The sequence below is a fragment of the Neisseria sp. HMSC067H09 genome, from assembly GCF_001814135.1.
Classification (GTDB): domain Bacteria; phylum Pseudomonadota; class Gammaproteobacteria; order Burkholderiales; family Neisseriaceae; genus Neisseria.
In genome coordinates, this window is record NZ_KV814850.1 from 3,630 (window position 1) to 30,615 (window position 26,986).

26 protein-coding genes and 1 pseudogene are annotated in these 26,986 nt (G+C 50.7%); 9 read left to right on the forward strand and 18 right to left on the reverse strand.

The genetic code is table 11. The features are described 5' to 3' along the window. Positions 1-118 precede the first annotated feature (118 nt). Complete coding sequence (locus HMPREF2954_RS00625; RefSeq protein ID WP_045075213.1) at positions 119-2,041, reverse strand: ATP-binding cassette domain-containing protein; 1,923 nt, start codon at positions 2,039-2,041, stop codon at positions 119-121. Positions 2,042-2,064: 23 nt separating this feature from the next. Here HMPREF2954_RS00625 and HMPREF2954_RS12605 point away from each other — a divergent pair, with 23 nt between their 5' ends. Next, the gene (locus tag HMPREF2954_RS12605) at positions 2,065-2,223 is read left to right on the forward strand and encodes a hypothetical protein (protein ID WP_156133790.1); all 159 of its coding nucleotides are present in this window, start codon (positions 2,065-2,067) and stop codon (positions 2,221-2,223) included. Between the two features lie 9 nt (positions 2,224-2,232). On the opposite strand, the gene HMPREF2954_RS00630 is transcribed toward HMPREF2954_RS12605, so the two are convergent. The 11 genes from HMPREF2954_RS00630 to HMPREF2954_RS00675 all read right to left on the reverse strand — a co-directional run bounded on the left by HMPREF2954_RS00630 (position 2,233) and on the right by HMPREF2954_RS00675 (position 15,587). Beyond that, complete coding sequence (locus HMPREF2954_RS00630) at positions 2,233-3,000, reverse strand: amino acid ABC transporter ATP-binding protein (protein WP_045075212.1); 768 nt, start codon at positions 2,998-3,000, stop codon at positions 2,233-2,235. Between the two features lie 9 nt (positions 3,001-3,009). Further along, on the reverse strand, positions 3,010-3,726 hold the full coding sequence (locus HMPREF2954_RS00635) for an amino acid ABC transporter permease (protein ID WP_003765700.1): 717 nt from the start codon (positions 3,724-3,726) through the stop codon (positions 3,010-3,012). Continuing rightward, the gene (locus HMPREF2954_RS00640; RefSeq protein WP_045075209.1) at positions 3,716-4,540 is read right to left on the reverse strand and encodes an amino acid ABC transporter substrate-binding protein; all 825 of its coding nucleotides are present in this window, start codon (positions 4,538-4,540) and stop codon (positions 3,716-3,718) included. The genes HMPREF2954_RS00635 and HMPREF2954_RS00640 overlap by 11 nt, the downstream gene beginning before the upstream one ends. Before the next feature lie 371 nt (positions 4,541-4,911). Next, positions 4,912-6,021, reverse strand: coding sequence for an SGNH/GDSL hydrolase family protein (locus HMPREF2954_RS00645; RefSeq protein WP_045075206.1), 1,110 nt, complete (start codon positions 6,019-6,021; stop codon positions 4,912-4,914). 113 nt (positions 6,022-6,134) lie between these two features. Further along, positions 6,135-7,211, reverse strand: a complete 1,077-nt coding sequence (gene patB / locus HMPREF2954_RS00650) for a peptidoglycan O-acetyltransferase PatB (protein ID WP_045075203.1) — start codon at positions 7,209-7,211, stop codon at positions 6,135-6,137. Positions 7,212-7,226: 15 nt separating this feature from the next. Further along, positions 7,227-8,663 (reverse strand): MBOAT family O-acyltransferase, encoded by a 1,437-nt coding sequence (locus HMPREF2954_RS00655; RefSeq protein ID WP_045075201.1) that lies wholly within the window; start codon positions 8,661-8,663, stop codon positions 7,227-7,229. A 307-nt stretch (positions 8,664-8,970) separates the two neighbouring features. Next, complete coding sequence (locus tag HMPREF2954_RS00660; RefSeq protein WP_045075198.1) at positions 8,971-11,457, reverse strand: glycogen/starch/alpha-glucan phosphorylase; 2,487 nt, start codon at positions 11,455-11,457, stop codon at positions 8,971-8,973. A 203-nt stretch (positions 11,458-11,660) separates the two neighbouring features. Then, positions 11,661-13,661, reverse strand: coding sequence for a glycogen debranching protein GlgX (gene glgX / locus HMPREF2954_RS00665; RefSeq protein ID WP_045075196.1), 2,001 nt, complete (start codon positions 13,659-13,661; stop codon positions 11,661-11,663). Beyond that, positions 13,636-13,797 carry a hypothetical protein gene (locus HMPREF2954_RS12610; protein ID WP_156133789.1) on the reverse strand — a complete coding sequence of 54 codons (162 nt, stop codon included), beginning with the start codon at positions 13,795-13,797 and terminating at the stop codon, positions 13,636-13,638. Before HMPREF2954_RS12610 ends, glgX begins: the two co-directional genes overlap by 26 nt. Before the next feature lie 42 nt (positions 13,798-13,839). After that, positions 13,840-14,895: an HlyD family secretion protein gene (locus HMPREF2954_RS00670; RefSeq protein ID WP_045075193.1), complete on the reverse strand. Its 1,056-nt coding sequence runs from the start codon at positions 14,893-14,895 to the stop codon at positions 13,840-13,842. Positions 14,896-14,915: 20 nt separating this feature from the next. Continuing rightward, positions 14,916-15,587, reverse strand: a complete 672-nt coding sequence (locus HMPREF2954_RS00675; protein ID WP_045075191.1) for a TetR/AcrR family transcriptional regulator — start codon at positions 15,585-15,587, stop codon at positions 14,916-14,918. A 129-nt stretch (positions 15,588-15,716) separates the two neighbouring features. Between HMPREF2954_RS00675 and HMPREF2954_RS12780 the strand changes: the two are divergent. Further along, positions 15,717-15,824: pseudogene (locus tag HMPREF2954_RS12780) on the forward strand (IS5/IS1182 family transposase); the annotation flags it as partial. A 278-nt stretch (positions 15,825-16,102) separates the two neighbouring features. On the opposite strand, the gene trpD reads toward HMPREF2954_RS12780, so the two are convergent. The 5 genes from trpD to HMPREF2954_RS00700 all read right to left on the reverse strand — a co-directional run bounded on the left by trpD (position 16,103) and on the right by HMPREF2954_RS00700 (position 18,975). Next, positions 16,103-17,137: an anthranilate phosphoribosyltransferase gene (gene trpD, locus HMPREF2954_RS00680; RefSeq protein WP_045075188.1), complete on the reverse strand. Its 1,035-nt coding sequence runs from the start codon at positions 17,135-17,137 to the stop codon at positions 16,103-16,105. A 67-nt stretch (positions 17,138-17,204) separates the two neighbouring features. Next, positions 17,205-17,795: an aminodeoxychorismate/anthranilate synthase component II gene (locus HMPREF2954_RS00685; protein ID WP_045075185.1), complete on the reverse strand. Its 591-nt coding sequence runs from the start codon at positions 17,793-17,795 to the stop codon at positions 17,205-17,207. 14 nt (positions 17,796-17,809) lie between these two features. Continuing rightward, complete coding sequence (locus tag HMPREF2954_RS00690) at positions 17,810-18,145, reverse strand: hypothetical protein (RefSeq protein ID WP_003767144.1); 336 nt, start codon at positions 18,143-18,145, stop codon at positions 17,810-17,812. A gap of 150 nt (positions 18,146-18,295) precedes the next feature. Further along, a complete protein-coding gene (locus tag HMPREF2954_RS00695; protein WP_045075183.1) occupies positions 18,296-18,757 on the reverse strand; it encodes a DUF4124 domain-containing protein in 462 nt (153 codons plus the stop codon). A 23-nt stretch (positions 18,758-18,780) separates the two neighbouring features. Beyond that, entirely contained in the window at positions 18,781-18,975 is a 195-nt protein-coding gene (locus HMPREF2954_RS00700; protein WP_045075180.1) for a hypothetical protein, read from the reverse strand. Positions 18,976-19,074: 99 nt separating this feature from the next. Here HMPREF2954_RS00700 and HMPREF2954_RS00705 point away from each other — a divergent pair, with 99 nt between their 5' ends. Next, positions 19,075-20,703 carry an ABC-F family ATPase gene (locus tag HMPREF2954_RS00705; protein WP_039405020.1) on the forward strand — a complete coding sequence of 543 codons (1,629 nt, stop codon included), beginning with the start codon at positions 19,075-19,077 and terminating at the stop codon, positions 20,701-20,703. 327 nt (positions 20,704-21,030) lie between these two features. Here the strand turns inward: HMPREF2954_RS00705 and HMPREF2954_RS00710 are convergent, their stop codons facing one another. Beyond that, the gene (locus HMPREF2954_RS00710; RefSeq protein ID WP_070688960.1) at positions 21,031-21,612 is read right to left on the reverse strand and encodes a superoxide dismutase; all 582 of its coding nucleotides are present in this window, start codon (positions 21,610-21,612) and stop codon (positions 21,031-21,033) included. 167 nt (positions 21,613-21,779) lie between these two features. Between HMPREF2954_RS00710 and dnaB the strand changes: the two genes are divergently transcribed. The 6 genes from dnaB to HMPREF2954_RS00740 all read left to right on the forward strand — a co-directional run bounded on the left by dnaB (position 21,780) and on the right by HMPREF2954_RS00740 (position 26,793). Continuing rightward, a complete protein-coding gene (dnaB, locus tag HMPREF2954_RS00715; protein WP_003764236.1) occupies positions 21,780-23,186 on the forward strand; it encodes a replicative DNA helicase in 1,407 nt (468 codons plus the stop codon). 157 nt (positions 23,187-23,343) lie between these two features. After that, the gene (locus HMPREF2954_RS00720; protein WP_045075174.1) at positions 23,344-24,036 is read left to right on the forward strand and encodes a GspH/FimT family pseudopilin; all 693 of its coding nucleotides are present in this window, start codon (positions 23,344-23,346) and stop codon (positions 24,034-24,036) included. Positions 24,037-24,087: 51 nt separating this feature from the next. Further along, positions 24,088-24,726, forward strand: coding sequence for a type IV pilus modification protein PilV (gene pilV / locus HMPREF2954_RS00725; RefSeq protein ID WP_197067797.1), 639 nt, complete (start codon positions 24,088-24,090; stop codon positions 24,724-24,726). After that, complete coding sequence (locus tag HMPREF2954_RS00730; protein ID WP_045075172.1) at positions 24,726-25,706, forward strand: PilW family protein; 981 nt, start codon at positions 24,726-24,728, stop codon at positions 25,704-25,706. Before pilV ends, HMPREF2954_RS00730 begins: the two co-directional genes overlap by 1 nt. Continuing rightward, positions 25,685-26,284 carry a pilus assembly PilX family protein gene (locus HMPREF2954_RS00735; RefSeq protein ID WP_045075170.1) on the forward strand — a complete coding sequence of 200 codons (600 nt, stop codon included), beginning with the start codon at positions 25,685-25,687 and terminating at the stop codon, positions 26,282-26,284. Before HMPREF2954_RS00730 ends, HMPREF2954_RS00735 begins: the two co-directional genes overlap by 22 nt. A gap of 17 nt (positions 26,285-26,301) precedes the next feature. Continuing rightward, positions 26,302-26,793 (forward strand): PilX family type IV pilin, encoded by a 492-nt coding sequence (locus HMPREF2954_RS00740; protein WP_039405037.1) that lies wholly within the window; start codon positions 26,302-26,304, stop codon positions 26,791-26,793. Positions 26,794-26,986 lie beyond the last annotated feature (193 nt).

A 26,986-nucleotide genomic window follows, 5' to 3' on the forward strand; every position in this document is an offset into this window, starting at 1 on the left:
CCTTGTCCTGATTTAAATTTAATCCACTATATACAGTCCGACGGTCTGAAATGACCATGCCGAACTGTATTTTTGGCGGCTTCTGAAGGCAAGTACGGAAACCCTCGCTGCGAAGTATTTATAGTTGTGTAAATTCTGCGTCGATTTCCGTCAGGATTTGCTCTAGCTCTTCCTGCCACAAAAGCCAGTTTTCTTCTATTTGTGTTAATTTTACTTTAATTTCTGTTAATTGTGCGAGGGTTTGTTGTAATTTTGTTTTATTTTCGTCCGAATAGGCTTCCTCTTGTGCCAAAAATGTTTCACATGCCGTTTGAATTTCGGAAAGCTGCGCCATTTCTTTTTCGGCTTTGTCGATTTTCTGCTGTATCGGCTTGCCGCGTCGGGCTTTTTCTTGACGGATTTGTGCTTCGATACGCTTGGTGTCTTTGCGGTTTTGGCTTTGCGCGGAAGCGGCAGGCGCGGTTGTGGCGTTTTCCTGCGCCAACCGCCATTGACGATAATCGTTTAAATCGCCGTCAAAGTTTTTCAGACGACCTTTGTCAATCAGGAGGAAGCTGTCGGTAGTGGCTTCAAGCAAGCTGCGGTCGTGCGATACGACGATTAAGGCGCCTTGGAAACTTTGCAGCGCGAGCGTCAGAGCGTGGCGCATATCCAAGTCCAGATGGTTGGTCGGCTCGTCAAGCAGCAGCAAATTCGGTTTTTGCCAGATAATCATGGCAAGGGCGAGGCGGGCTTTTTCTCCGCCGGAAAAGGGTTCGGTTTTCTGCAACGCCATATCGCCGACAAAGTTGAAGCCGCCGAGGAAATTTCGGATTTCTTGTTCGCGCACTTCGGGAGAAAGCTGCTGAATATGCCAAACAGGGCTTTGGTCGGCGCGGATGGTGTCGAGCTGGTGTTGGGCAAAATAGCCGATATTGAGTTTTTCGGAACGGACGATGCTGCCGGAGAGCAAATCGATTTTGCCTGCCAAAGCTTTGATAAACGTAGATTTACCGCTGCCGTTGACACCCAATAGCCCGTAACGTGCGCCGCTCTCCAGCGACAGGGTAATGTCGTGCAAAACGGTTTTTCCTTCGTAACCCAAATCAGCGTGCTCCAGCTTCAGTAAGGGATTGGGCAGATGGTCGGGATTGTAAAACTCAAAGGAAAACTCGCTGTCCAGATGCGCGGGAGCGATGCGTTCGAGCTTCGCCAATGCCTTCATACGGCTTTGCGCTTGAACGGCTTTGGTGGCTTTGGCTTTGAAGCGGTCGATAAAGGATTGCAGATGTTTGATTTGCGCCTGCTGTTTGACATAGGCGGCTTGTTGCTGCGCCAAACGTTGCGCGCGTTCGTTTTGGTAAAAATCGTAATTGCCGCTGTATTGCGTGAGCTTTTGCTGGGACAATTCGATGGTTTGGGTGGTTGCCGCATTGAGGAAATCACGGTCGTGGGAAATGATGATTTGCGTGCAGGGTAAAGAGGCAAGATGGTTTTCCAGCCACAAGACGGTTTCCAAATCCAAGTGGTTGGTCGGTTCGTCAAGCAAGAGCAAATCAGCACGGCAAATCAGGGCTTGCGCAAGATTCAGGCGCATACGCCAGCCGCCGGAAAAGGATTTGACGGGACGGCTGTGTTCTTCTTGCGAAAAACCCAGTCCGTTCAGCAATTTCGCCGCACGGGCCGGCGCGGTATAAGCGTCGATTTCTTCCAATTTGGCATGGTATTCCGCCTGCTTCATGCCATCATTTTGCGCTTCCGCCTGCGCCAAGGTCGTCTGAAAAACCTGCAACTCGGCATCGCCCTGCAAAACGTAGTCCAATGCGGAGATGTCCAAGTCGGGTGTTTCTTGGGAAACGGAAGCCATCCGCCAATTTTTCGGAATCGAGATATCGCCGCCGTCCTGAGTGATTTCACCCTTGATTAAGGCAAACAAGCTGGATTTGCCCGTCCCGTTTTTACCGATCAAACCGACGCGCTGACCGGGATTGACGGTGGCATTGGCTTTGTCGAGCAGGACTTTCAAACCGCGTTGAAGGGTGAGGTTCTTGATTTCAATCATGATGGTAAGGGACGGGCGGAAAAATGGGAAAGGCGGTATTTTATAGCGAAAACAGCGTGATGTCGCCGTTCGTTGATGCCGCAGCGTTTCAATGTGAATCCATGATGAAAAAAGGTCGTCTGAAAACGGCGGATGTTTTAGCGAAACCCGCTATATCCGTTTTCAGACGACCTTTGATGTAACGAAACGGCTTAATGTCGATAATCTGCCGAATCCTTACGGATTTGTTGCAGAAATTTCCGCGTGCGCTCATGTTTAGGGTGGTCGAACAACTCTTTCGGACTGCCTTGCTCTACGATGACGCCACCGTCCATGACGACGACGGTAGTGGCAACTTCCAGCGCGAACTTAATTTCGTGGGTCACGACAACCATCGTCCAGCCTTCCTGCGCCAATTCCTTCATGGCGTTCAATACGTCTTGCACCAATTCGGGATCCAGCGCGGAAGTGGGTTCGTCAAACAACATCAGCTCGGGCTGAATCGCCAATGCGCGGGCGATGCCGACACGCTGTTGCTGACCGCCGGAAAGTTGGTAGGGATAAAGGTTAACCTTGTCACCCAAGCCGACTTTTTCCAGCAATTTCAAAGCTTCTTCGCGCGCTTGGGCGGCAGGCTTACCCTGTACGGCAACCGGACCTTCCATCACGTTTTCTAACGCAGTTTTGTGCGGGAAAAGGTTGTATTGTTGGAACACCATGCCGGATTTGCGGCGCAGAGCCAAGATGTCGTGCTTTGTCGGTTTTTTGGAAAAATCGATTTTCAGCGGTCGCTCGTTGTCGAACTCGATTTGTCCGTCTTCAGGCATTTCCAGCGCGTTTAAGCAGCGCAGAAACGTCGTTTTACCCGAGCCGGAAGGTCCGAGGATGACGACCACCTGCCCTTTGCCGACATCCAAATCGATGCCGCGCAAAATGGTGTTTTCGCCGAAGGTTTTGCGGATATTGCGGATTTTAATCATGGCTTCCCCTTATTTGGCGACATAGCGGTCGAAGCGTTTTTCCAAGCGCGCCTGAATCAGGAACAGAACCTTGCAGAAACACCAATAAACCAAAGCGGCTTCGATATAGACGGGCAGGAAGTCGTAGGTACGGTTTGCCGTTTCCTGCGCGACGCGGAACAATTCCGTTACCGTCACCACCGCCGCGAGCGAGGTGTTTTTGAACAAGCCGATAAACTCGTTGCTCAAAGGCGGCACGGCGACGCGGAATGCCTGCGGCGCGACGATACGGCGGAAAGTCTGCATATAGGTCATGCCGATGGAGAAACCCGCCTCCCACTGCCCTTTAGGCACGGACAAAATCGCCGCGCGGATAGTCTCGGAAGCATATGCGCCGACATTGAGCGAGAAGCCGATGATGGCGGCGGGAATCGGATCAATGAAAATACCGACGGACGGCAGCCCGTAAAATACAATCACAAGCTGCACCAGCAGCGGCGTCCCCCTGATGATGGAAATATAAGTTTCCACCAGTTTCAGTAGGATTTTCCGCACGATGCCGCCCGAAGGCATAATCCGCACCAAAGCCACGGCGATGGCAATCACCATCCCGATCAGGAACGACGCCACCGCCAGCGGCAGCGAGACCATAAAACCGGCTTTGACCATAGGCAAAAACGCGCTGACAATCATATCGGCGCGTGTTTCCGTCATAAACGGCAGCGAAGCAAGAAAATTATTTAACACTGATGTCTTTTCCGAAGAATTGTTCGCCCAGTTTTTTCAGCGTGCCGTCGGCTTTCAGCTCGTTGATTGCCGTGCTGAATTTTGCCACGACTTCGTCATTGCCTTTATTGACAATCAAGCCGGAACCGACTTTTTCATCGGCAGGCGCAGACCAAACGATTTTCACGCCGGCATTCGGGTTTTTCTTCAGATAGTCCAAAACTGCCAATTCATCGTTCAAAGTCGCATCGGCGCGTTTTTGTTCAATCAGGGTCAGCGATTGCGCCAAACCGTCCACCGGTACGAGTTCCGCACCCGCAGCTTTGGCTTTTTCGCCGTAGTTGCTGGTCAGGGATTGCGCGGTTTTGACGCCTTTGATGTCGTCGATGGATTTGATGTTGCTGTCTTTGCGCGCAACCAAAACCGCACCGCTCCAGCTGTAAGGTTCGGATTTGTCGAATGTTGCTTGGCGTTCGGGGCTGGTCAGACCGACTTGGTTTGCCACCACGTCGAAACGTCCCGCTTTCAAACCCGCCATCATTGAATCCCATTGCGTTTCTTTAAATTCGACTTTGACGCCCAGTTTGTCGGCAACGGCGCGGGTAACTTCCACATCGTAGCCGGTCAGCTTGCCGTCTTTGTCGTGGTAGGTAAACGGTGCGTAAGTGCCTTCGGTACCGACGGTAATCGTACCTTTATTGTTGATGCGCTCGATTAAAGAACCGGAAGCGCTGGCAGTTTGGGCGGGAGCAGAAGAAGACGCGCTGCCGCCCTCTCCGCCGCAGGCTGCCAAAACCAATGCGGTCATGCCGCCGAGTACGAATTTTTTCAACATAATCTTCTCCTGAAGAAAAAGTGTGCAAGGGCAGCATTCTAAGTGAAATTACGGCAAACACAAAGAATACTTTTTTATATTGCTTATTCCGAAACGGATAAAGGAAGCCGTACCCCTCCCATCCATCAAGTAAAGGTCGTCTGAAAACAGTCTTGATACCCCCTTTTCCGTTTTCAGACGACCCTCTGCATCATTCGTATCACACGACGGCTTGGTATTCGTAACGATGATGCTGCGTTCAGATTCAAAGGGAACTGCATTCTGTTTTGCCTGCGGTTTGGAGTCTTAAATGAAAGCACAGAAATAATCCGACATAACAAAAAGTCGTCTGAAAATTTTCAGACGACCTTTTTTGATTAATTCGTTATTGATTAATCTGCCATTTGTATCAAGCTGTCGGCGAGGCGGTCGGCGGCTTGGCGGTAGCCTTTGCCTGAGAAGTGGACGCCGTCTTTGGCGGCAAGGCCTTGGCTCATCCAGCTTTTCATGCTGCATTCGCCGCCCATCGCGTTCTGCCACGACCAATACATGATTTTTTCGTCGCGGGCAATGCGTTGCTGCATTTGTTGGATGCTGCTTAAGGTGGCGGGGCGTGTGCCGCAGCTTCCTGAGGTTCTTTTCAGGGATTCGGGCGCGCCGAGAATCAGGATGCCTGCGTCGGGTAGGCTTTGTTTGATTTGGCGGATGTAGCTGCGCCAGCTTTGTTCGGTGGCTGTGATGTCCAAATCGCGGGCGAAGGCTTCGTTGGTGCCGTAGGCGAGGATAACGAGGTCGGCGCGGGTTTGGGCAAGGTCATCCTGCCAAGAGGGACGCCATTTGGACCAGTGGGTCAGTTGCGCGCCGTTGATGCCGAGTGCGGAAACGGTTACGCCGCGTCCGGGATTTTCGATATTGATGTAGCCGATGTCCCAAGGCATGGAGCTGCTGAGGGTCAGGGGCAGTCGGCCGTTGCTGCGGATGATTTGCCAGCCGCTGCTTCCGGCGGGAACTTCGCGTCCGTTGAACGACAGGGTTTGCTCGGGCAGGACGGGTTTGGCGAAAACGGAAATCTGCCTCTCGCCGCTGCTTCCGTCTTTGGCGCTGATGGTAACGCTGCTGCCGTTGGCTTTGGCGATGATGCCGCCTAAGGGGAAGTCGTCTGAAACGCTGCGGCTGCTGACGGTTTGCCATGATCCGTCATAACGGACGGCTGCGCTGCGTTGTCCTTTGACGGTAGAGGGGTAAACCCAGCCTATGCCGCCGTCGCCCCATTTTTGCTGGAGGCGCAGGCGCAGTTGTTCGGTGAAAAGGTCGCCGGCGGTGTGTGAATCGCCGATTTGGAGGATGCGGAATTTGCCGTCCGAGCTGCGGTCGAGTTTTTTGAGCTTGGAGAGCCAGGCGGGACGGCTGCTGCCGTAGTTTTCCAGCAGCATATCGGCGGCGGGGGCGGCGGCAGACAGGCACAATGCGGTAAGGGATACGGACAGGGTTTTGATGTTCATGAGTTTCCTGTGTGTGGTTTCAGACGGCGTCTTTTGACGCGGCGGAAGGCTATTGTAACGAAAAAGACGGCATTGGATAAACAAAACGCCGTCCTTTTGCTGCCGATACGGGCTTAACGTGCGGACAATTGTTCCGTGCGTTCTTCGCCGTTCATTTCAGGGGTCGTCTGAAAAACGATTTTTTCCATGATTTTATCCGCGAGCAGTTTTTGTCCTTCAGCAGAGAAGTGGATGCCGTCTTTGCTGCGGTAGCGGATGATTTTTCCATTGATGTTGACGGAGTCGGCGTAGGTGTCCGAGCCGTTGCTGAGGAGTTTGTCGGTCGGTATCCACAGGGCTTTTGGACTGATCTCGTCTGCTAAAAGTTTGTCGAGATATCGCATTTGCTTGTTAAGTTTTGCCTGTTTCATATAAGGGATGCCCATCCAAATGACTTGCACATGGTGTTGTTCGGCAGCGGTCAGAATGCGGTTGACGCGGCTGAGGTATTCTTCCGACCATTCGGGCGAGGCGAATTTCAGGTATTTTTTGCCTTTTGGGAAGTCCCACGGGTCGTTGGGGCCGAGGAAAATAACCAGAAGGCGGATGTCGGTTTGTTGTTTTAGTGTTTGTTCGATGGTGTTCGGCCAGTCGAAAAATTTGGGATAGGACAATCCGGTACTTTGTTTGCTTAAGTTCACCGACTGGATGCCGTATTGTTTTTTCAGGCTTCTTTCGACAAAAGGCGCAACGCCCTGCATCATCGAGTCGCCGGCAAAAAAGACTTTGTCGCCTTGTCCGAGAACGATATTGGCGGGCGGGGTAATGGGGAGACGATGTGCTTCGGGTTGTCCGCCGTGTTGTGCCGTTTGAGGTTGGCGTCCGTCGGCGGGACGGTTTTTTTCGTGCGGTTCGGACGCATTAAGCTGCGCATTTTGTTCAGACGACCCGTCGTCTTCAGCGATTTGAGGTTCCGGTTCGGCAATCACAGGCTGTCCTGCCAAACGCGCTTTGAGGTCGTCTGAAAAGGCGTATGCGTCTTGTTGCAGCTTCGCGCCCGTGCGCCACCATTCGTATTCGGACAAAGGCTCCAGCGGCGAGGCCTGATGATAGGTTTGCTGCCAATAGGCATTGATGGAATCTTGACTGAACCACGCCGCGCCAAAGGCGCAAACCAAAAGGGAGGCAAACAGGGAAAGAAAACGTTTCATATTCTGATTGTCCTTTTAAAAATCGGCGTAAATAAAGCCCGGGATGCCTGACGGCGCCAATACAATAATCAACACCAACACCAGCGTCAGCGGTATAAACCACAGCCACATCGGCATTTTTTCCAATGTCGCTACTGCGCCGTCAAACAGGCGAAGCAAATACGGGTAGAGCAAAATCATCAGGCCAAACGCGGCAAGCAGCAGGACATCCGCCTGTTTCGGCGCGGCCCAACCTGCTTCGTTGGCGAATAAGGCATCAAATACCATCTGCGTATCGGCGAGGCTGCCGGTGTTGAACACGACGAAAGTGAAGCAGACGAAATGGAAAGTGACGAACCAGGCAAGCGGACGCAAGATTTTCAGACGACGTGAGCCGTCCCGCCCGAATATTTTGTCGCCGCAGTTGAGCAAAATTAATGCCACGCCGTGCAGCGCGCCCCACAGCAGGAAATTCCAGCCGTAGCCGTGCCAAACGCCCGACAACACCATCGCCAGCAGCAAGTTGAACTGCGTCAGGACGAAGCCGTGTTTGCTGCCGCCCAAAGGAATATAAATATAGTCGCGTATCCAAGTGGAAAGGCTGATGTGCCAACGGTTCCAGAAGTCGCGGATATTGAACGCGCGCAGCGGAGCGGCAAAGTTTTTCGGCAGGCGGAAACCGAGCAGCATCGCCATCCCAATCACCAAATCCGAATAGCCTGAAAAATCGAAGAAAAGCTGGAAAGTATAGCCGTACACCCCCGACAACACGCCCCAGCCATCAAACTGGGCAGGATTCTCAAAAACGGGCGATACCCAACCGTCCCCCAGCGCACCCGCCAGCCACCATTTTTTTGCAATACCCAGCAAAATCAAGCACACCGCCAGCGCGGGGCGCACCAATGCGCGCGGTTCTGCTGTCCGAATCTGTTCCAAAGCCCCCGCCTGTTCGCCGTCTATGCTTTTAAATGCCGCGGCACGGATAATCGGTCCGGAAGTAATCGTCGGGAAAAAGCTCAAATGCAGTAGCAATTCATGCCACGCAAACCGGTCACCCATCGGATGACGGCAGCAGTACACCAAATAAGCCAAAGATTGAAATGTGTAATAAGACAGCCCCAAAGGCATCAAGATATCGACAATCTCGCTCTGTCCCGTGTATTGGCGGATAAACGGGCGGAAAAAGTCGAAATATTTGAAGAAACACAATACTGCCAAAGCAGTCGCTACGCCGAAGCCCAGCCAGAATTTCCGTACGTTTTCGTTTTCAGACGTCATCAACAGGCCGAGCAAATGCACGCAGGACGAATAGCAGGCAATTATGGCGGCAAAGATGGGATTCAAGTGATACAGCCAGCCCATCCCCGCTAGCAGAAGCAAAACATTCTGCACTGACGGCATACGGACAAATGCCCAATAAATAGGCAAAAAAGCAATAAAAAATACCGCGAATTCAATCGACAGCAACGGCATAAGTGTTCCTTGAAATTTTTATTATTTCAGATGCCCCGAATATAGGTTTGGCAAGTCGAAGCGAACCATATATTTTAAATAAGTATTTGAATTTATACAACTAACGCTAATCCAAAAAAATAACCGTTCGTCAAAAAAGATTGGATAGATCAAGGTCATTTGAACATAGCATTAATTTATTTATAATTATTTTGAATACCTACCTCTCTGAGAAAAGGAAATATTTAAGCCTCTCTTAAAATATTGCACAATGAAAAACAGCCGATACTTTCCCGTATCGGCTGTTTCGTTTACTGCTTCATTCATATCAAACTAATTGGTGTTTAGGCAGCTCTTTCAAAGTCAGCGGCTTGATGTACCAAATATCGCGGCAGTAGTCGGCGATGGATCGGTCGGACGAGAAGAAGCCCATATTGGCGATGTTGATCAATGCGGATCTTCGCCATGCGGCAACATTGCGGTAGTGTTCGTCCGCTTTGTATTGCGTGTCGATGTAGCTGCGGAAATCCGCCATCAGTTGATAGAAATCGCCGTAAGGTTGCAGGACGTCGTTGTAGCGGTTCGGCTCTTCGGGGGAGAACGTGCCGCTGCTGATTTGGTTGACGACGCGGCGCAGGTCGTGATCGCGTTCGATGTAGCCCAGCGGGTCGTAGCCGTTGCGGCGGAGTTCTTCCACTTGTTCAACGGTGTTTCCGAAGATAAAGCAGTTGTCCGCGCCTACTTTTTCCAGAATTTCGACGTTCGCGCCGTCCAGCGTACCCATGCAGAGCGCGCCGTTGAGGGCGAACTTCATGTTGCTGGTACCCGATGCCTCTGTGCCTGCCAATGAGATTTGTTCGTGCAAATCGGCGGCGGGGATGATGATTTGGGCGAGGCTGACGCTGTAATTCGGGATATAGACGACTTTAATCAGGTCGCGGATGCGTTCGTCGTTGTTGATGGTTTTCGCTACATCGTTAATCAGGCGGATGATTTTTTTCGCCATATAGTAGGCGGATGCGGCTTTACCGGCAAAGATGAAGACGCGCGGCTGCCAGTCGAAATCCGGGTTTTCCAGGATTTTGTTGTAGCGGTCGACGATGTGCATCACGTTCAACGCCTGACGTTTGTATTCGTGGATGCGTTTGATTTGGATGTCAAACAACGCGTCCGTGTTAACCTTGATGCCCAATTCGGTTTCGATGTATTTGGCGAGGCGTTCTTTGGCGGCTTTTTTCACTGCGCCGAATTCTGCCTGTACGCTTGCATCGTCAACTTTTTCGTGGAGCTTGGTCAGATTGTCCAAATGCAGGCGCCAGTCTTGTTCGCCCAAGTGTTTATCGAGGAAGCGGGTCAGCTCGGGGTTGGCGATGTTGATCCAGCGGCGCGGGGTTACGCCGTTGGTCACGTTGGTGAAGCGTTCGGGGAACACTTTGGCAAAGTCGGCGAAGATGGAAGTGGTCATCAGGTCGGAGTGGATTTTCGCCACGCCGTTGACTTTGTGCGAACCGATGACTGCCAGCCATGCCATGCGGACGCGGCGGCCGTTGTTCTCATCGATGATGGACACGCGGCGGACGAAGTCGTCGTCGAAGTTGCCGATGGCGCGCAGGGCGTTCAGGAAGTAGGCGTTGATTTCAAAGATGATGTCCAAATGGCGCGGCAGCAGGCGGCCCATCAAATCGACCGGCCAAGTTTCCAAGGCTTCGCTCATCAGGGTGTGGTTGGTGTAAGAGAAAATCTTGCAGCACATATTCCATGCTTCGGTCCACGCGATGCCTTCTTCGTCAATCAGGATGCGCATCAGCTCGGGAATCGCCAGCACGGGGTGGGTATCGTTCAGGTGGATGGCGGCTTTGTCGGCAAGGTTTTTGATGCTGGGGAAACGGCATTTGTGGCGCGCCACGATGTCTTGTACGGATGCGGAAACAAGGAAATATTCCTGTTTCAGGCGCAGTTCGCGGCCGCTGTCGGTGGAGTCGTTCGGATAGAGGACGCGCGAGATGTTTTCATCGCTGTTTTGCGCACGGACGGCGGAAGCGTAATCGCCGCGGTTGAAGTCTGCTAAATCGAAGCGGTTGCCGGCGTGAGCCGTCCACAGGCGCAACGGATTAGCAACGTCGCCACCGTAGCCGGGAATGATTTCATCGTATGCCATCGCGGAAATTTCTTCGCTCGGATGCCATTCTTTTTTGTCACCCATATTGATGACCTGTCCGCCGAAGCTGACGGCGTATTGTTTGTTCGGGCGGCCGATTTGCCATGCCAAATCTTGGTCGAGCCACAAATCGGGTTTTTCGACCTGCTGGCCGTCCACGATTTCTTGTTTGAACATGCCGTATTGATAGCGGATGCCGTAGCCCATGGCGGGAATACGCAAGGTGGCGAGCGAGTCGAGGAAGCAGGCGGCCAGGCGGCCCAAACCGCCGTTGCCCAAACCGGGGTCTTGTTCTTGTTCGCAGATGTCGGCGAACTCTTTACCCAATTGTTTGAACGCCTCTTCAAATTCGGCATACACGCCTTCGTTAATCAAAGCGTTGACAAAGGCGCGTCCCAACAGGAATTCCATGGAAAGGTAGTAAACCATGCGTTTGCCGTTGTCGATGTGGGCGCGGCGGGTTTGCAGGAAGTCTTCGGCAATCAGGTCGCGCGCGGCGAGCATGGCGGCGTTGAGCCATTGGTGTTCGGTCGCCTCTTTCGGATCGACGCCCAAAATAAAAATCAATTTATAGACGATGGACTTGCGGATGGTTTCGGCATCCGGTTTCGGCATGACATAATCAAAACCTGAAATGGGTTGTTTTTTCTTAGCCATGATAGCCTTTCTCTGTTGGGGATGGGATGATGAAGCGGGGGAATTTGTATCTTTTGGCGGTCTGAGGTCGTCTGAAAAGCCGTATGCCTTTATGTTCCGTTAAGCAAGTCAAGCAGGTAAATTTATTACTCATCTTCGACATTATAACTGAGGCAGTTTAAATAATAGGGTTTCTTTTAAAAACATCCTATTAATGACATATGTCATATATTCGGCGATGTATTCTTACGTTGCAAAATCCAAATACCCATATGTTCGACTGTCAGCTTGCCGTCTGCATTGTAATTAAACTTCTCGGATGGTACGCAAGAAATCTGCCAACTTCCTTGAGGCAGGTTAAATATTTGTTGACTACGCTTGGCATTGATCAACAGCAGCCATTCATCATCCAAAACGATCTGCATGGCTTTTGCGCCGCGGTTGTGCCAACAAAGCTCGCTCATCGGTTCGCCTTGAATATTGAGCCAGCGGACGCGCTCTTGTTTCCACCAGACATCATCGCCCAATAATTTGATTTCTTGGCGCAGGCGGATTAAATCGCGCGTATAGCCTTGCAACGCTTCGTCCGCCTGCTGCCAATCCAGCCAAGTAATCGGGTTGTCCTGACAATAACTATTGTTGTTCCCCTGTTGGCTGTTGCCGAACTCGTCACCCGCCAGCAGCATGGGCGTGCCGTTGGCAAGGAACAGCGAGGCAAGCAAGGCTTTGGCGGTGTAGGAGCGGTCTTCCAAAATCGCCGCATCTTCGGTTTCGCCTTCGATGCCGTGGTTGTAGCTGATGTTTTCGTTATGCCCGTCGCGGTTGTCTTCGCCGTTGGCATGGTTGTGTTTTTCGTTGTAGCTGACCAAATCGCGCAGCGTAAAACCATCGTGTGCGGTGATGAAATTGATGCTGGCGGAAGGATGCCGGCCGCTGTGGTTGAAAATATCAGACGACCCCGCCAGACGTTCGGCAAACGCACCTAAATTGCCGCTTTCCCACACCCAAAACGCGCGCATATCGTCGCGGAAACGTCCGTTCCACTCGGCAAAAGGCTGCGGGAAATTGCCCAAGTGATAGCCGCCTTCGCCGATGTCCCACGCCTCGACAATCAGTTTGCAGCGTGCCAACACTGGGTCTTGGTAAACCACCTGAAAAAAGCGTCCGTAAGCCTGAAAATCGGGTTCCCGCCCCAATACCGTTCCCAAGTCGAAGCGGAAACCGTCCACATGAAATGTTTCCGCCCAATAGCGCAGGCTGTCCGCCGCCCAACGGGTTACGTCGCGGCGGACGATGTTCAACGTATTGCCGCAGCCCGACCAGTTTTCATAGCTGCCGTCGGGCTTCAGCCAATACCACAAAGCATTGTCTATGCCGCGCTGGCAAAGCATCGGACCTTTTTCATCCTGCTCGGCGGTATGGTTGTACACGACATCCAATATCACTTCCAAGCCCGCCTGGTGCAAGGCTTTGACCGCCTGCTTCAACTCTTCCGCCGCGCGTTCGGCATCGGCGGCATAAGACGGCTCGACGGCAAAATGGGAATAGGTGTTGTAGCCCCAATAATTGCTCAAGCCCATTTTTTGCAGGTGGTATTCGTCCAAATGCTGGTGTACCGGCAGCAGCTCGACGGCGGTAACGCCCAAAGTTTTCAAATAATCAATCACGCGCGGATCGGTCAGGGCTTGATACGTTCCCGCGTGTTCCAAATCGGGGAACTGCTTGGTAAACCCTTTCACATGGGCTTCGTACACTACCGTCCTGCCCCACGGATGGTTCGGACTGCAGTCGTTGCCCCAATCAAAATCATCATCGCCCACCACCACGCTTTTGGGCGCCACCGCCGCATTGTCCCGCCCGTCTTCCGGACGAAACCACGCCATTTCCTCATCGTCCCGATAACTCGGTTTGCCATCGATTTTTTTGGAATACGGGTCAATCAACAATTTATTCGGATTGAAACACGAACCGCCCGGCGCATCAGCACGTCCGTAAACACGAAAACCATACTGCTGCCCTACCCTAACCTCCGGCACAAAGCCGTAAAACACAGACCCGCGCCGCGAAGGCATTTCCAAACGGGTTTCCCCTCCCTTGTCAAAGAGGCACAGCTCGACTTTTTCGGCATGAATGGAAAACAGCGCAAAATTCGCCCCTTCCTCAGTCAGCGACACGCCCATCGGATAAGGCGCACCTTCTTCAATGCGCCATGTTTTGGTTTTCATTTTGTTTGTCCTGATTTGATGGAGACGCTTCGGGCTGCGCTTCCGGATAGTTGTTCTTTTTATAGTGGTGATGCTTGAAGGGAAAGAGGTCGTCTGAAAAGCAAAATCCCGTTTTCAGACGACCTCTTTTAGCCATAAACCTTTGTTTTAACTTGAGGCCGTCCGAATTTGAGCGCTATCAATTCGGCAACCTCACCGCCAACTCGGCAGGCCATGCTGCCTTGGCGTCGGTTTTTACGAAACCATTGCCCGTCAGCCCGCCTTTCAGCAGGCGGTTGTATTTCACCGCCGTTTCGCGCGGCACTTGCAATTTCACTTTAAACATCAGCTTCGCGCGTTCATCGACCGTTTCCACCGACTTGGGCGTAAACTGGGCGTCCGTCGCGATAAATTTGATTTTGGCGGGGAACACCGCGTCAATGCCGTCCAAACGGATACGCGCATCATCATTGACTTTCAGACGGCTCATGCTGTCGGTCGGCAGGAAAATATTCATCGAAACATCGGCAGGATCAAGCAGGCTGACCACTTTCGAACCCGCCGCGACCACGTTGCCCGCTTCCGCAATGGTGTATTCCACCCTGCCGGCTATCGGCGCGCGGATATTCATATCATCGTTGGCGGATGTGGCCGATTTGACTGCCGCCCTCGCCTGTTCCACACCGGCGCGCGCTTCCGCTTGTGCGGCGGCACTTTGCGCCACCGTCGCCCGCGCTTCGTCCCGTGCCGCTTCTGCCGCTTTGACTGCTGCAACAGCGCGTTCATAATCCGCCTGACGCTTGGTAACTTCCGATTGCGACACCAGCTGGTCGGCAAGCAATTTACGCGCATTGTCCAGCTCCATTTTCGCCACACGAAGCTGCTGCCTGTTCGCGTCCACATTTGCCTGCGCGCGCGCAACCGTCTGTTTCATCTGCGCTTCGGCAGCTTTGGCGCGCCCGACTGCCTCTTCTTGCCGCAATTCCGCCGCCCGCGCTTCCTCCAAACGGCTGTTGCTGGTTTCAGACGACAGTTCCGCCAGAATATCGCCCTCTTTCACGTCCGCGCCCTCTTCCACCAGTACCGCCTTCACCCGCCCCGGATACAGGCTGGAGACATCGATGCGGTTCAGCTCCAGCCGCCCGTTGGATTGCGCAATCCATGTCGGCAGGGTTTCTTTTTGGTTTTGAAGGACATACCACACGCCGCCCGCAGCCAGCGCGACGGCAAGAGAAGCAATAACAGCTTTTTTCATGTTACGTTACACCTTAATCGTCAAAACGGACGCGCCTTAGAGCGGTATTGCGGAAACAGCGCGGCAAACGCCCAATCTATCCTTTGGTGGATGGACGAATCGGTCAGCAAATCCTCATGCCGCCCGTTCATCTCATCGGTCAGTATCCCCAACATACGGTAGCGCGTGTTCATAATCATCGGCGAGATGACCGCGCCGTTGAGAAACTCAAACTGATTAAACAGAGCCAGTTCCGACACATCTTCCCTGCCGTTACACGCCTTAATATGCCGAATCATCCCGTAGGCAAGCATCTTATGCTGCTTTTTCAACGCTTTGGTAATCAAATCCACGCCTTCTTCGCTATCCAGCAGCATCCTGTGTATCCACGCCAAATGCTCACGTATCGTCACCGCCAGCCGCCAGACAATCTGATACAGCCGCTCCGTATCTTCGATATTTTGGGCAAAATCGAACGACACCCGCCCCAAAGCCCGATTGCTGTACTCAATCAACATCGCCTTCACGAATTCGTCTTTATCGGCAAACATCCTGTTGAACGTTTCCAAATTCGAATTCAAATGCTCCGCGATCGCCTGCTCCGACAGCCGCTTGTAGCCGCATCTGGGATAAAAATGGATACCTGCGGAAATAAATTGCGCACTGGTCACACCGTTCATTATCTTCACCTCATCTGCCTGTATTGTTGTCATAGGACAAATATCCAAGACTCAAATGAAACAAAAATCTTCTGAAATATCAGGCTGTCTGCGGACGCTGCCGTCAACCGTCAACGCATCATCCCAACCCTGCCCGATACAAATGCCAACCAACTCTTATTTTATAGTGGATTAAATTTAAATCAGGACAAGGCGACGAAGCCGCAGACAGTACAGATAGTACGGCAAGGCGAGGCAACGCCGTACTGGTTTAAAGTTAATCCACTATATAAAGCACGCAAAACGCCCCGACTCAATCATCCGGTCTGTTTTTTTATTTCACTATATAACAAACCGCCCCCGCCTTCAATGCAAGCCATCTTCCAATTATCATTAAAATCCGATAGTTAAATTTGTTTTACGAGGATATGGGTCGTCTGAAAAAACGGTTTCAGACGATTTGAAGGGAAGCATCAACATAAATAAACGCCTTATCAATATCCGAATATTCGAGAGTTGCTATAAAAAATCGTCTGAAAACTGGCTTCCCGTTTTCAGACGACCTTTGCTTACTCTTTGGCAAATTGCTGCGTAAAGCGGACAAATTCTTCTTTTTTCGCTTTTGCCTTGCCTGAATCGATGGCTGCTTCGGCGGCTTTGACACCGTCCGACAACGAAGGCACGACATTGCCGGCATAGAGCGCGGCGGCGGCGTTGAGCAGGACGATGTCGCGTGCCGCGCCATGCTTGCCGCTCAACACTTCATCCATTTTTTCCAAAGACTCTTGCGCGTTGGCGACTTTGATTTCGTCCAAATTGCGGCGGATTTCAATACCGAAATCGGCGGGGCTGATGTCGTATTCGCGGATTTCTCCGTCTTTCAGCTCAGCTACGCGGGTTTTGCCCGTCAGCGTGATTTCGTCCAAACCGCCTTCGCCGCATACGACCAAAACGTGTTTGGAACCAAGCTGTTTCAATACGCGCGACAGGATGCCGCATAAGTCGATGTGGAACACGCCCAAGAGCTGGTTTGGCGCACCGGCAGGGTTGGTCAGCGGCCCCAAGATATTGAAAATACTTCTAAACCCGAGCGAACGGCGCACGGGAGCGACGTGGCGCATCGCGCTGTGGTGGTTTTGGGCAAACATAAAGCCCAAGCCTGTTTGACGGATGCTTTCGGCGACTTGCTCCGGCGTAATGTTCAATACCGCACCCATCTGCTCCATCACGTCCGCCGCGCCGCTGGACGAGGAAACGGAACGTCCGCCGTGTTTGGCGACTTTCGCGCCTGCCGCCGCCGCGACAAACATCGAAGTCGTGGAAATATTGAAGGTTTTTGCACCGTCCCCGCCCGTGCCGACAATATCGACGAGGTCGTCTGAATTTTCCAGTGGCACTTTGGCGGCAAATTCGCGCATGACGGCGGCGGCGGCGGTGATTTCCGATACGGTTTCGACTTTAATCCGCAATCCGGTCAAGATGGCGGCGATTTGTTCGGGCGGCACCTGCCCGCTCATAATCTGGCGCATCAGGTCGGTCATTTCGTCGTAAAACAATTCGTTGTTGCTGATTAATCGTTCGATGGCTTGTTGCGGTGTAATCATGGTTCAATCCTTTTTACGGGTATTTTTACGTCAAACGTCGTCTGAAAGTTTTCAGACGACGTTTGGTTTAAGCGGCGGACGCTTGGAAGTCTTTAAATTCTTCCAAAAAGTTTTTCAACATATCGTGTCCGTGTTCGGTCAACAGGGCTTCGGGGTGGAACTGCACGCCTTCAATGGCGTATTCCTTGTGCCGCACGCCCATGATTTCCTGATCTTCCGTCCATGCGGTTACTTCCAAGCAATCGGGCAGCGTATCGCGGGCGATGACAAGGCTGTGATAACGCGTGCAGGTAATAGGATCGGGCAAATCTTTAAACATGCCTTTGTTTAAGTGGAACACGGGCGAAACTTTGCCGTGCATCAGCGTTTTTGCCCGCACCACATCCCCGCCGAACGCTTCGCCTATCGTCTGATGCCCGAGGCACACGCCCATAATCGGCAGCTTGCCGGCGAAATGGCGCATGGCGGCGACGGAAATACCCGCCTCTTTCGGCGAACAAGGACCCGGCCCGATAACGAGGTATTGCGGTTTCAAAGCTTCGATTTCTTCAAGCGTAATATCGTCGTTGCGGCGGACGACGACTTCCTGACCGAGTTCGGCGAAATATTGGACGATGTTGTAGGTGAAACTGTCATAGTTATCAATGAACAAAAGCATGGGGGTACGGCCTTTTAGGGTTGTTTGACGGCGGCGATGTTTTCGGGCGAATTGATAAACGCCCACATCTGCTCTTCAGTTCGGAAAACGCCGTTACGGACAATATAATGCAGCGGATGCTTAATCAGCGCATCCGCTTTGCGGACAAAAACACGCATATTGCTGCTGTTTGCTGCCATTTCCAACACTTTGGCGGCAAAAGCGGGGCGGTGCAGCTTGTCGTGCATCAGCGGATGGCGGGCGATGTATTCGTTCAGAGGCTTGCCGCTGCTGTGGAAATCCGTGTGCAGCGGGTCGAGGAATACAATAAAAAAAGGCATCTTGCCCAAATAATCGTCTGCATCGTTCATAAGCGTTTCGGACGGAATATTTATATCGACATAATATCACAGTTAACCGCGATACTCGGAAAGCTGCGCCTGCCCCTCCGATTGAAAGGTCGTCTGAAAACAAACGAAACGGTTTTTCAGACGACCTTTTTATTGACATCTTTTTCTCTATCAATACTCAGGCATCATCTCACCTTCACCGCCCATACTGTTTGCCGCATTAACCCGCTCCTGCGCGGTTTTCACTTGATTTTCCAAGCCTTTAATCCGTTCTTGATAGCGGGCGTAGTTTCGCTCATTGCCATAACGAACCTGTTTGCCCTCTTCCAGATTTTTCTGTGCCTGAGCCAATTCGTTTTGCGCCGAAGATGAACTAGGCATTGCGCCGGCCGGTGGAGACGGCATTTGTTCGGAAGGAGCGTTTCCTGAAGCAGCGCTTGCTGATGCCGAGTGTGCAGACGGTGCGGCAGAGGTATAAACCGAAGGTCTGCCGATATTGCCCGGTTTGCAGTTTTTGCCGCCGGTCTGCGTATAGGTTTTACGCCCTGATTTGTCGATACATTCAAATACGGGAGATGCCGTCGTAGCGGCGGAAAATGCGAGCAGTAATGTGCTTAAAATCAATTTATTCATTCTTATACCTTTCATCAAATTCATCAAAACCATATCCACCATACCACAAAAGCAATAATCATCACCAAATTGGCAATAATAATCGGCTTCCATTGCCGAGGTGCGTGGCGTAATTCTGCGCCCGAACGCGTTCGGCGGATGTAGAAAAACGGACTGAGCAGCATGGATGCGGCGCACAACAGAATAATCACGGCGTAATAGATTTTTTCGGTTTCCATTTCCTCCGCCCCCGTTTCAGACGACCTATACAAAATATGCTACAATCGCCGGCGATTATAACACCCTGTTTATCTATATTTATAAAGGTTTTACCAATAATGATTTCTACCAACGGCATTACCATGCAGTTCGGCGCGAAGCCGCTGTTTGAAAACGTATCCGTCAAGTTCGGCGAAGGCAACCGCTACGGCTTGATCGGCGCGAACGGTTCGGGCAAATCCACCTTCATGAAAATCCTCGGCGGCGATTTGGAACAGACTGCGGGCGAAGTGGCGATTGAAAACGGCGTACGCTTGGGTAAGCTGCGCCAAGACCAGTTTGCCTACGAAGACATGCGCGTGCTGGACGTGGTGATGATGGGGCACACCGAAATGTGGGCGGCGATGACCGAACGTGATGCGATTTACGCCAACCCCGAAGCCACCGAAGACGATTACATGAAAGCCGCCGAACTGGAAGCCAAGTTCGCCGAATACGACGGCTACACCGCCGAAGCGCGCGCCGCCGAACTGTTGAGCGGCGTGGGCATTTCCGAAGATTTGCACAATGCGACCATGGCGGAAGTCGCCCCGGGCTTCAAACTGCGCGTATTGCTGGCGCAAGCCCTGTTCTCCAAACCTGATGTGCTGTTGCTTGACGAACCGACCAACAACTTGGACATCAACACCATCCGCTGGCTGGAGGGCGTTTTGAACCAATACGACTCCACCATGATTATCATCTCGCACGACCGTCACTTCTTGAACGAAGTCTGCACCCACATGGCGGACTTAGACTACAACACCATCACCATCTACCCGGGCAACTACGACGACTACATGCTCGCTTCCGCCCAATCGCGCGAACGCGCCCTGAAAGACAACGCCAAGGCAAAAGAGAAACTGCAAGAGCTGCAAGAGTTCGTTGCCCGCTTCTCCGCCAACAAATCCAAAGCCCGTCAGGCAACCAGCCGTCTGAAACAGGCAGACAAAATCAAAGCCGAGATGGTCGAAGTCAAGCCTTCCACCCGCCAAAACCCGTATATCCGCTTTGAAGCCGATGAAAAAGCCAAGCTGCACCGTCAGGCGGTGGAAGTCGAAAACCTGGCCAAACGCTTTGAAACCCAGTTGTTCAAAAACCTGAGCTTCATCCTCGAAGCCGGCCAGCGCCTCGCCATCATCGGCCCCAACGGCGCGGGTAAATCCACCCTGCTGAAACTCCTTGCCGGCGCGTTCAACCCCGAATATTCAGACGGCCTCACCCCCGATGCAGGCACCATCAAATGGGCGGAAAAAGCCAACGTCGGCTATTATCCGCAAGACCATGAAAACGACTTCGACGTCGATATGAACCTGAGCGAATGGATGCGCCAATGGGGCCAAGAAGGCGACGACGAACAGGTCATCCGCGGCACTTTGGGGCGTTTGCTCTTCGGCAGCAACGACGTGGTGAAAAAAGTGCAGGTTCTCTCCGGCGGTGAAAAAGGCCGTATGCTCTACGGCAAACTCCTGCTGCTGAAACCCAATGTGCTGATTATGGACGAACCCACCAACCACATGGACATGGAAAGCATCGAATCGCTGAACATGGCGCTGGAGAAATACAACGGCACGCTGATTTTCGTATCGCACGACCGCCAGTTCGTCTCCTCGCTCGCCACCCAGATTATCGAGCTGGACGGCAAGGGCGGCTACGAACACTATCTGGGCGATTACGAAAGCTATCTGGAGAAAAAAGGCTTGGCTTAATCACGCCGTTTTAATCAATGTCTGAAACATCAACGTCGTCTGAAAGACTGTATCTTTCAGACGACGTTTATTTTTTAAAATCCGTTTATAAAGTGTTTAAACAAATTGCATCTACTTCGGTTGCCTATGATGGAAATAAGCGGGCATATATCGTGTTACCAAACTTGCGCTGCCATTCATCTTATTGCCAGAAACTAATCCAAGTTTCTGAAGTTTCAGCCATTTCCAATATTTCTAAAATATCGGGGAAATCATAAGCAACAACAAAAGGTCGCCTGAAAACCCAAATCCAAGTTTTCAGACGACCTTTCCATATCAATCGATTATTTAAGCAGCAAAGCGTTTGGCAACTTCGTCCCAGTTGACGATTTCCCAGAAACCTTTCAGGTAGTTGGGGCGGCTGTTGCGGTAGTCGATGTAGTAGGCGTGTTCCCATACGTCGCAGGTCAGCAGCGGAGTGTTTTCAGTGGTCAGCGGAGTTGCCGCGTTGGAAGTGGAAACCAAATCCAATTCGCCGGCAGAGGTTTTCACCAGCCATGCCCAACCTGAACCGAAAGTGCCTGCCGCGCAAGCATTGAAAGCTTCTTGGAATTTCTCAAAGCTGCCCCATTTGGCGTCGATGGCGGCGGCCAGCTCGCCGGAAGGTTTGCCTTGACCTTTGGGCGTGAAACCCAGCCAGTAGAAGGTGTGGTTCCAAGTTTGGGCTGCGTTGTTGAACACGCCGCCTGAAGATTTTTTTACAATCTCTTCCAAAGGCAGGTTTTCAAATTCGGTACCTTTGATTTGATTGTTCAGATTGGTGATGTAGGTTTGATGGTGTTTGCCGTAGTGGAACTCCAAAGTCTCTTTGCTCAGATGCGGGGACAATGCGTCCAGTTCATAAGGCAGTTGTGGCAGCTTATGTTCCATTTTAGTGCTCCTAAATTATTTTATATGATTGTATTTTGGTAGTGTCCGCTGCTCGGGATAAACCGGACAGCATCGTTATTTTACCTGCTTTAAATCAGGAAAACCAATTAAACTTGCGCTGCGCTATAATAGCAGATTCCAATTTCCATTCATTTAGGATTGCCGCCATGAACGATTATCCCGATACGTCGTCTGAAGACCGCGAAGTCAGCGCGTTGTCGCTGCCGCCGCATTCGATGGAGGCGGAGCAATCCGTTTTGGGCGGTCTTTTGCTCGAGAATTCGGCTTGGGACAGAATCGCCGATGTGGTTACCGGTGAAGACTTCTACCGACACGAACACCGCCTGATTTTCCGCGCCATCGCCAATCTGATTAACGAAAGCCGTCCTGCCGACGTGATTACCGTTCAGGAGAGTTTGGAGCGTAACGAAGAACTAGAGGCGGCGGGCGGGTTCAATTATCTGATTACCTTGGCGCAAAACACGCCGTCTGCTGCGAATATCCGCCGCTATGCCGAAATCGTGCGCGAGCGTTCTATCATGCGCCAGCTTGCTGAAGTCGGGACCGAAATCGCCCGTAGTGCCTACAATCCGCAAGGCAGGGATGCGGGGCAGCTTTTGGATGAAGCGGAAAACAAGGTATTCCAAATTGCGGAAAGTACGGCTAAATCCAAACAAGGTTTTCTCGAAATGCCTGCGCTTTTGAAGGAAGTAGTCGAGCGCATCGACATGCTTTATTCACGCGATAATCCGGATGAAGTTACCGGTGTGTCAACAGGGTTTATCGACTTGGATAAAAAAACCTCAGGTCTCCAGCCCGGTGATTTGATTATTGTGGCAGGTCGTCCCTCTATGGGTAAAACTGCCTTTTCCATCAATATCGCGGAACATGTTGCCGTAGAGGGCAAGCTGCCTGTCGCCGTATTTTCGATGGAGATGGGCGGCGCGCAACTGGTGATGCGTATGCTGGGTTCGGTGGGCAGGCTTGATCAGAGCGTTTTGAAAACGGGCAGATTGGAAGATGAACACTGGGGTCGTCTGAATGAAGCTGTGGTCAAGCTTTCCGATGCGCCTATGTATATTGATGAAACACCGGGCTTGACCGCGCTCGAATTGCGCGCCCGCGCCCGTCGTCTTGCGCGCCAGTTCAACGGAAAATTGGGCTTAATCGTTATCGACTACCTGCAATTAATGGCAGGTTCAGGCCGCTCGGACAACCGCGCCTCAGAACTCGGCGAAATTTCGCGCTCCCTCAAAGCCTTGGCGAAGGAGCTGCAAGTTCCCGTTATTGCTTTGTCGCAGTTGAGCCGTACCGTAGAGCAGCGTACCGACAAGCGCCCAATGATGTCCGACTTGCGGGAATCCGGTGCCATCGAGCAGGACGCCGACCTGATTATGTTTATGTACCGCGACGAATACTATAATCAAGAATCGCCCATGAAAGGCCTTGCGGAATGTATTATCGGTAAACACCGTAACGGTCCTGTCGGGAAAGTATTCCTCACTTGGATGGGGCAATTTACCAAATTCGATAATGCAGCCTACATACCCGAATCCGCATTGATGGAAGATTGAGACAAATCAGCCTAAAAACCAAGCAAATTTCATATTTTATTAGGCAATCCATCCCAATATCGTTTAAAATGAGCCAAACCGCATAATTACCGGCGATAAAAACATTCTAAGCCGGATGATAAAACACATTACTTAACTCCAGACGTTTTTACCACTCATGTACGCACAACAAAAAGGTTTTACCTTAATCGAATTGTTGGTCGTGATCGCTATTACCGCCATCATGGCCACTATCGCCCTTCCCAATATGAGCGAATGGATTGCCTCACGCCGTGCTGCCAGTCAGGCAGAGCAGGTGGCAAACCTCTTGCGTTTCGCGCGAGCCGAAGCAGTCCGTCTCAATCTCCCTGTCTATGTCTGTCCCGTAAAAGTTAGAAAACACGGCCTGGCTGACGGCAAATGCGACAGCAGCCAAAAAAGCAGCGGCCTGCTCGCCTATGCCGATAAAAACCGGGACAAAGCCTATGAGAATGACACAAGCGATATCTCCCTGCGCTCCATAGTCCTCAACGGTACCGACCCTGCCAAAGTTTCCCATACATTCCAACACGTCGCATTTGGAAAAGATAATGCCGATGACGGTGAGGCCGTATTTTGGTCATTTATGCCCAACGGCACATTCGGCTATACCGCCTCTAAAACAATCGATAAATCAACAACTTTCAAATACGCCGATGGTTATATCAAGATTAGTATGACTGATAAAGCCGCAACGACCGAAGAAACCAAAAAATCCCGCGCCAGTATCGTCCTTATCGACAGCAGCGGTCGCGTCGAAATCTGCGCCAAATCAGATTCGCGACCCCTTTGCCAATATTCAGAATCTCAAAGTCCCGAACCCAAAAAATAAAAATACCATCCTATGAAATACATAACATTACATACAAAAGGTCGTCTGAAAATGAGCAAAGCGAGTTTCGCCAAAACCCGTTATTCAGATTTTTCCAAACCTAACCAAGCAGGTATGACTTTAATTGAAGTCTTGGTCGCCATGTTCGTCCTCGCAATCGGCGTACTCGCCCTACTCGCCATCCAGTTGCGTACCGTTTCCAGCGTACGCGAAGCGGAAGGACAGACTATCGTATCGCAACTTACCCAAAATTTGGTTGAAGGGATGTTGATTAATCCAAGGCTGGAAGAATGCACTCGTAACAATGGTCAGCGTGGATTTTGTAAAACATACATTGATTATTACATTACTGCCGGCTCTAGTGATAATCCCAAAAACGAAAAATTAGATCCCACAACCAGCATGAGCAAAAAAAGTTTAGCAAAAGCACAGATCGCACAATTCGATCAAGCCTTGCGTGCTGCTTTACCTGAATCCGAATTTCATTATGAAATCTGCCGAGACAGTTCTAATGAAGAGCCTACTTACGATGGATCATTTAATTCTCATTGTGACAAAAAGGCAGATGCTGATACTGTTATTAAAGTGTTATGGCTTAAAGATGCAGAAAGCGATAAAGCGGCAAGTGGCATTAAAAAATCCGAAGACTCTATTGTTTACACCTACCAAGTACGCGTAAGGGAAAGATAATGAATAATAAAAACCGCCCACACATTCCGGTCAAAACAGGTATGCAGGGCTTCAGCCTGATTGAATTCCTTGTAGCAAGCGCATTGAGCATGATAGTCCTGCTGGCCGTCAGCTCGGGCTATTTTACCGCCCGCAGCCTGAACACCGCTGCAACCTCCCGTCTAAACGTCCAACAGGATTTGCGCAACGCATCCAACCAAATCGTGCGTGATGCCCGTATGGCTGGTAACTTTGGCTGTTTCAATATGTCAGGCTTCGATGACCAAGTCGTTATTCAAGATTTCGGTTCCGCAGATTTATTCAAACTCAAGGGTACTGGATCAATACTTCCTGCTGTCAGAGAAACAGATTCTTTAGGCATAAAAGACTTTAAACAGAGCCAGAGCGGAAAAGCACTGATTTTCCAATACGGCATAGATGCCCAAGATCCGCCTGCAGAAACTGCAGTTGCCAGCAATTGTACTAACATTACCAAACCAGGAACGAAAATTACCGATGGTAAAGCAGCTTTAAAGTCAGATGGTTCTCAAGCTGGCAATATCTCAATCATGAAACATGAGGTAAATGCTTACGCTGTTGGTACAGTAGACGGGCAAGAAGGTCTATACCGTTTTCAGTTAGCTGACAACGGTACATGGAGTAATCCGCAGTTGCTGATTAAGGGAATAAAAAATATGGACATCCATTACTTTTATACTGAAGAATGCCCTGAGACCTTTGAAGGAAGTGAAGCCGCATCAGCCCCTATCCCCGCCACTGCTGGAAATGCACAAAATCAGGGAACAAGTCAGGAAAAAGATGAAAAATTTAAATATACTAAAAAATTTTCCAATAAAGAAACACCTGCCTCCATCGAGATCCTGTTGAACGGAGGTAACAGTATCAATGTAGGCAAAAACAATGATAAAAATGAAGTCCAAATCTATCGAATCAACGCGACTGTACGCGGAGGAAACAAATGCGCAGACCGATTACTTTAAACCATCCTGCTAAAGCCTCTGCACAAACAGGCTTCGCATTATTCATTGTCCTGATGATCATGATCGTCATCGCCTTGCTCGTCGTTACTGCAACCCAGTCCTATAATACCGAGCAGCGTATCAGTACAAATGACGCCGACCATAAATTTGCTACCACACTTGCGGAAGCAGCATTGCGTGAAGGTGAGAACCACATTTATGAAATCGAAGACGGTAAAAAACCATTTACTGATGATTGTGCTGATGGTCTATGTAAAGCGGCGCAGGTTAGTAAAAATACCTACGCGACTGCAGCAGGAACAATTACTGTCAACGGTACTTCAAGCGTTGAGGCATGGATTCGAGAGGATGATAAGTGCATTAATTCTGAAAATAGAAAGAAAACAAAATGCATTGATGCGAATGGAATAAAATATCCAGGTGTAAATAGTGGTGCGAAAAAAGATGCGCGTTATATCATCGAATACCTAAGCACCAATTCTACCGACAACCGTACCATTTACCGCGTTACCGCCAAAGCATGGGGAAAAAACGAAAATACGGTGGTTATACTACAATCTTATGTGGCCAACGAATAAAATAAATAGATAAAATCATGAATACGTCTATCACTAAATCTCAAGGGTTTACGCTGGTTGAGATGCTGATTGTTGTTGCCATTATTGGCATCCTCAGTACCATCGCTTACCCTTCCTATATCCGATACATCGAACGTGGCTACCAATCCCAAGCACATACGGAACTGCTTGCTATTAACAATGCCTTAAAAACCGAATTAGTCAAAAATCCTACCCTTAAAATAAAAGATGAAATTGAGGGAGATACGGGATTGGTTAAGACCTACAAAGCTGCGCCCGAGGTCGCTGCCAAATACGACTTCAGCGGTGAAATGAAAAATAAGGACGCTAAAAATAGCAGGGCTTATTATCTTTTTGCCACTCCGAAAACCGGTACTGATTACAAACTTTCCGTTTGGATGGATAGTTTGGGCAATGCCTATAAATGTACTGATGCAGAATCGGCTAAAGCCAAGTTAACAAGCAAAAACGGCAATACAGGCTGTGAACAGGTAGGTTACAAGAAATAAGGGCCCGAATCGGCCACTATCTTTCCTTATTTAGTAAAGATATACTATGTCATCCAGTTTTTATTGAATACTATAAGCCATATACATCAGTCGTGCTCCCAATATATGACTAAACAATGAATAAAGGTCGTCTGAAAACTTTAAAGCAAAGTGAACTGTACCCAAAAAGTTGGACATCCCCTCCAACTCACAA

Coding starts and splice junctions, on each gene's coding strand:
- HMPREF2954_RS00625 (WP_045075213.1), bottom strand. CDS start 2,041: ATGATTGAAATCAAGAACCTCACCCTTCAACGCGGTTTGAAAGTCCTG.
- HMPREF2954_RS12605 (WP_156133790.1), top strand. CDS start 2,065: ATGGGAAAGGCGGTATTTTATAGCGAAAACAGCGTGATGTCGCCGTTC.
- HMPREF2954_RS00630 (WP_045075212.1), bottom strand. CDS start 3,000: ATGATTAAAATCCGCAATATCCGCAAAACCTTCGGCGAAAACACCATT.
- HMPREF2954_RS00640 (WP_045075209.1), bottom strand. CDS start 4,540: ATGTTGAAAAAATTCGTACTCGGCGGCATGACCGCATTGGTTTTGGCA.
- HMPREF2954_RS00645 (WP_045075206.1), bottom strand. CDS start 6,021: ATGAACATCAAAACCCTGTCCGTATCCCTTACCGCATTGTGCCTGTCT.
- patB (WP_045075203.1), bottom strand. CDS start 7,211: ATGAAACGTTTTCTTTCCCTGTTTGCCTCCCTTTTGGTTTGCGCCTTT.
- HMPREF2954_RS00655 (WP_045075201.1), bottom strand. CDS start 8,663: ATGCCGTTGCTGTCGATTGAATTCGCGGTATTTTTTATTGCTTTTTTG.
- HMPREF2954_RS00660 (WP_045075198.1), bottom strand. CDS start 11,457: ATGGCTAAGAAAAAACAACCCATTTCAGGTTTTGATTATGTCATGCCG.
- glgX (WP_045075196.1), bottom strand. CDS start 13,661: ATGAAAACCAAAACATGGCGCATTGAAGAAGGTGCGCCTTATCCGATG.
- HMPREF2954_RS12610 (WP_156133789.1), bottom strand. CDS start 13,797: ATGGCTAAAAGAGGTCGTCTGAAAACGGGATTTTGCTTTTCAGACGAC.
- HMPREF2954_RS00670 (WP_045075193.1), bottom strand. CDS start 14,895: ATGAAAAAAGCTGTTATTGCTTCTCTTGCCGTCGCGCTGGCTGCGGGC.
- HMPREF2954_RS00675 (WP_045075191.1), bottom strand. CDS start 15,587: ATGACAACAATACAGGCAGATGAGGTGAAGATAATGAACGGTGTGACC.
- trpD (WP_045075188.1), bottom strand. CDS start 17,137: ATGATTACACCGCAACAAGCCATCGAACGATTAATCAGCAACAACGAA.
- HMPREF2954_RS00685 (WP_045075185.1), bottom strand. CDS start 17,795: ATGCTTTTGTTCATTGATAACTATGACAGTTTCACCTACAACATCGTC.
- HMPREF2954_RS00690 (WP_003767144.1), bottom strand. CDS start 18,145: ATGAACGATGCAGACGATTATTTGGGCAAGATGCCTTTTTTTATTGTA.
- HMPREF2954_RS00695 (WP_045075183.1), bottom strand. CDS start 18,757: ATGAATAAATTGATTTTAAGCACATTACTGCTCGCATTTTCCGCCGCT.
- HMPREF2954_RS00700 (WP_045075180.1), bottom strand. CDS start 18,975: ATGGAAACCGAAAAAATCTATTACGCCGTGATTATTCTGTTGTGCGCC.
- HMPREF2954_RS00705 (WP_039405020.1), top strand. CDS start 19,075: ATGATTTCTACCAACGGCATTACCATGCAGTTCGGCGCGAAGCCGCTG.
- HMPREF2954_RS00710 (WP_070688960.1), bottom strand. CDS start 21,612: ATGGAACATAAGCTGCCACAACTGCCTTATGAACTGGACGCATTGTCC.
- dnaB (WP_003764236.1), top strand. CDS start 21,780: ATGAACGATTATCCCGATACGTCGTCTGAAGACCGCGAAGTCAGCGCG.
- HMPREF2954_RS00720 (WP_045075174.1), top strand. CDS start 23,344: ATGTACGCACAACAAAAAGGTTTTACCTTAATCGAATTGTTGGTCGTG.
- pilV (WP_197067797.1), top strand. CDS start 24,088: ATGAGCAAAGCGAGTTTCGCCAAAACCCGTTATTCAGATTTTTCCAAA.
- HMPREF2954_RS00730 (WP_045075172.1), top strand. CDS start 24,726: ATGAATAATAAAAACCGCCCACACATTCCGGTCAAAACAGGTATGCAG.
- HMPREF2954_RS00735 (WP_045075170.1), top strand. CDS start 25,685: ATGCGCAGACCGATTACTTTAAACCATCCTGCTAAAGCCTCTGCACAA.
- HMPREF2954_RS00740 (WP_039405037.1), top strand. CDS start 26,302: ATGAATACGTCTATCACTAAATCTCAAGGGTTTACGCTGGTTGAGATG.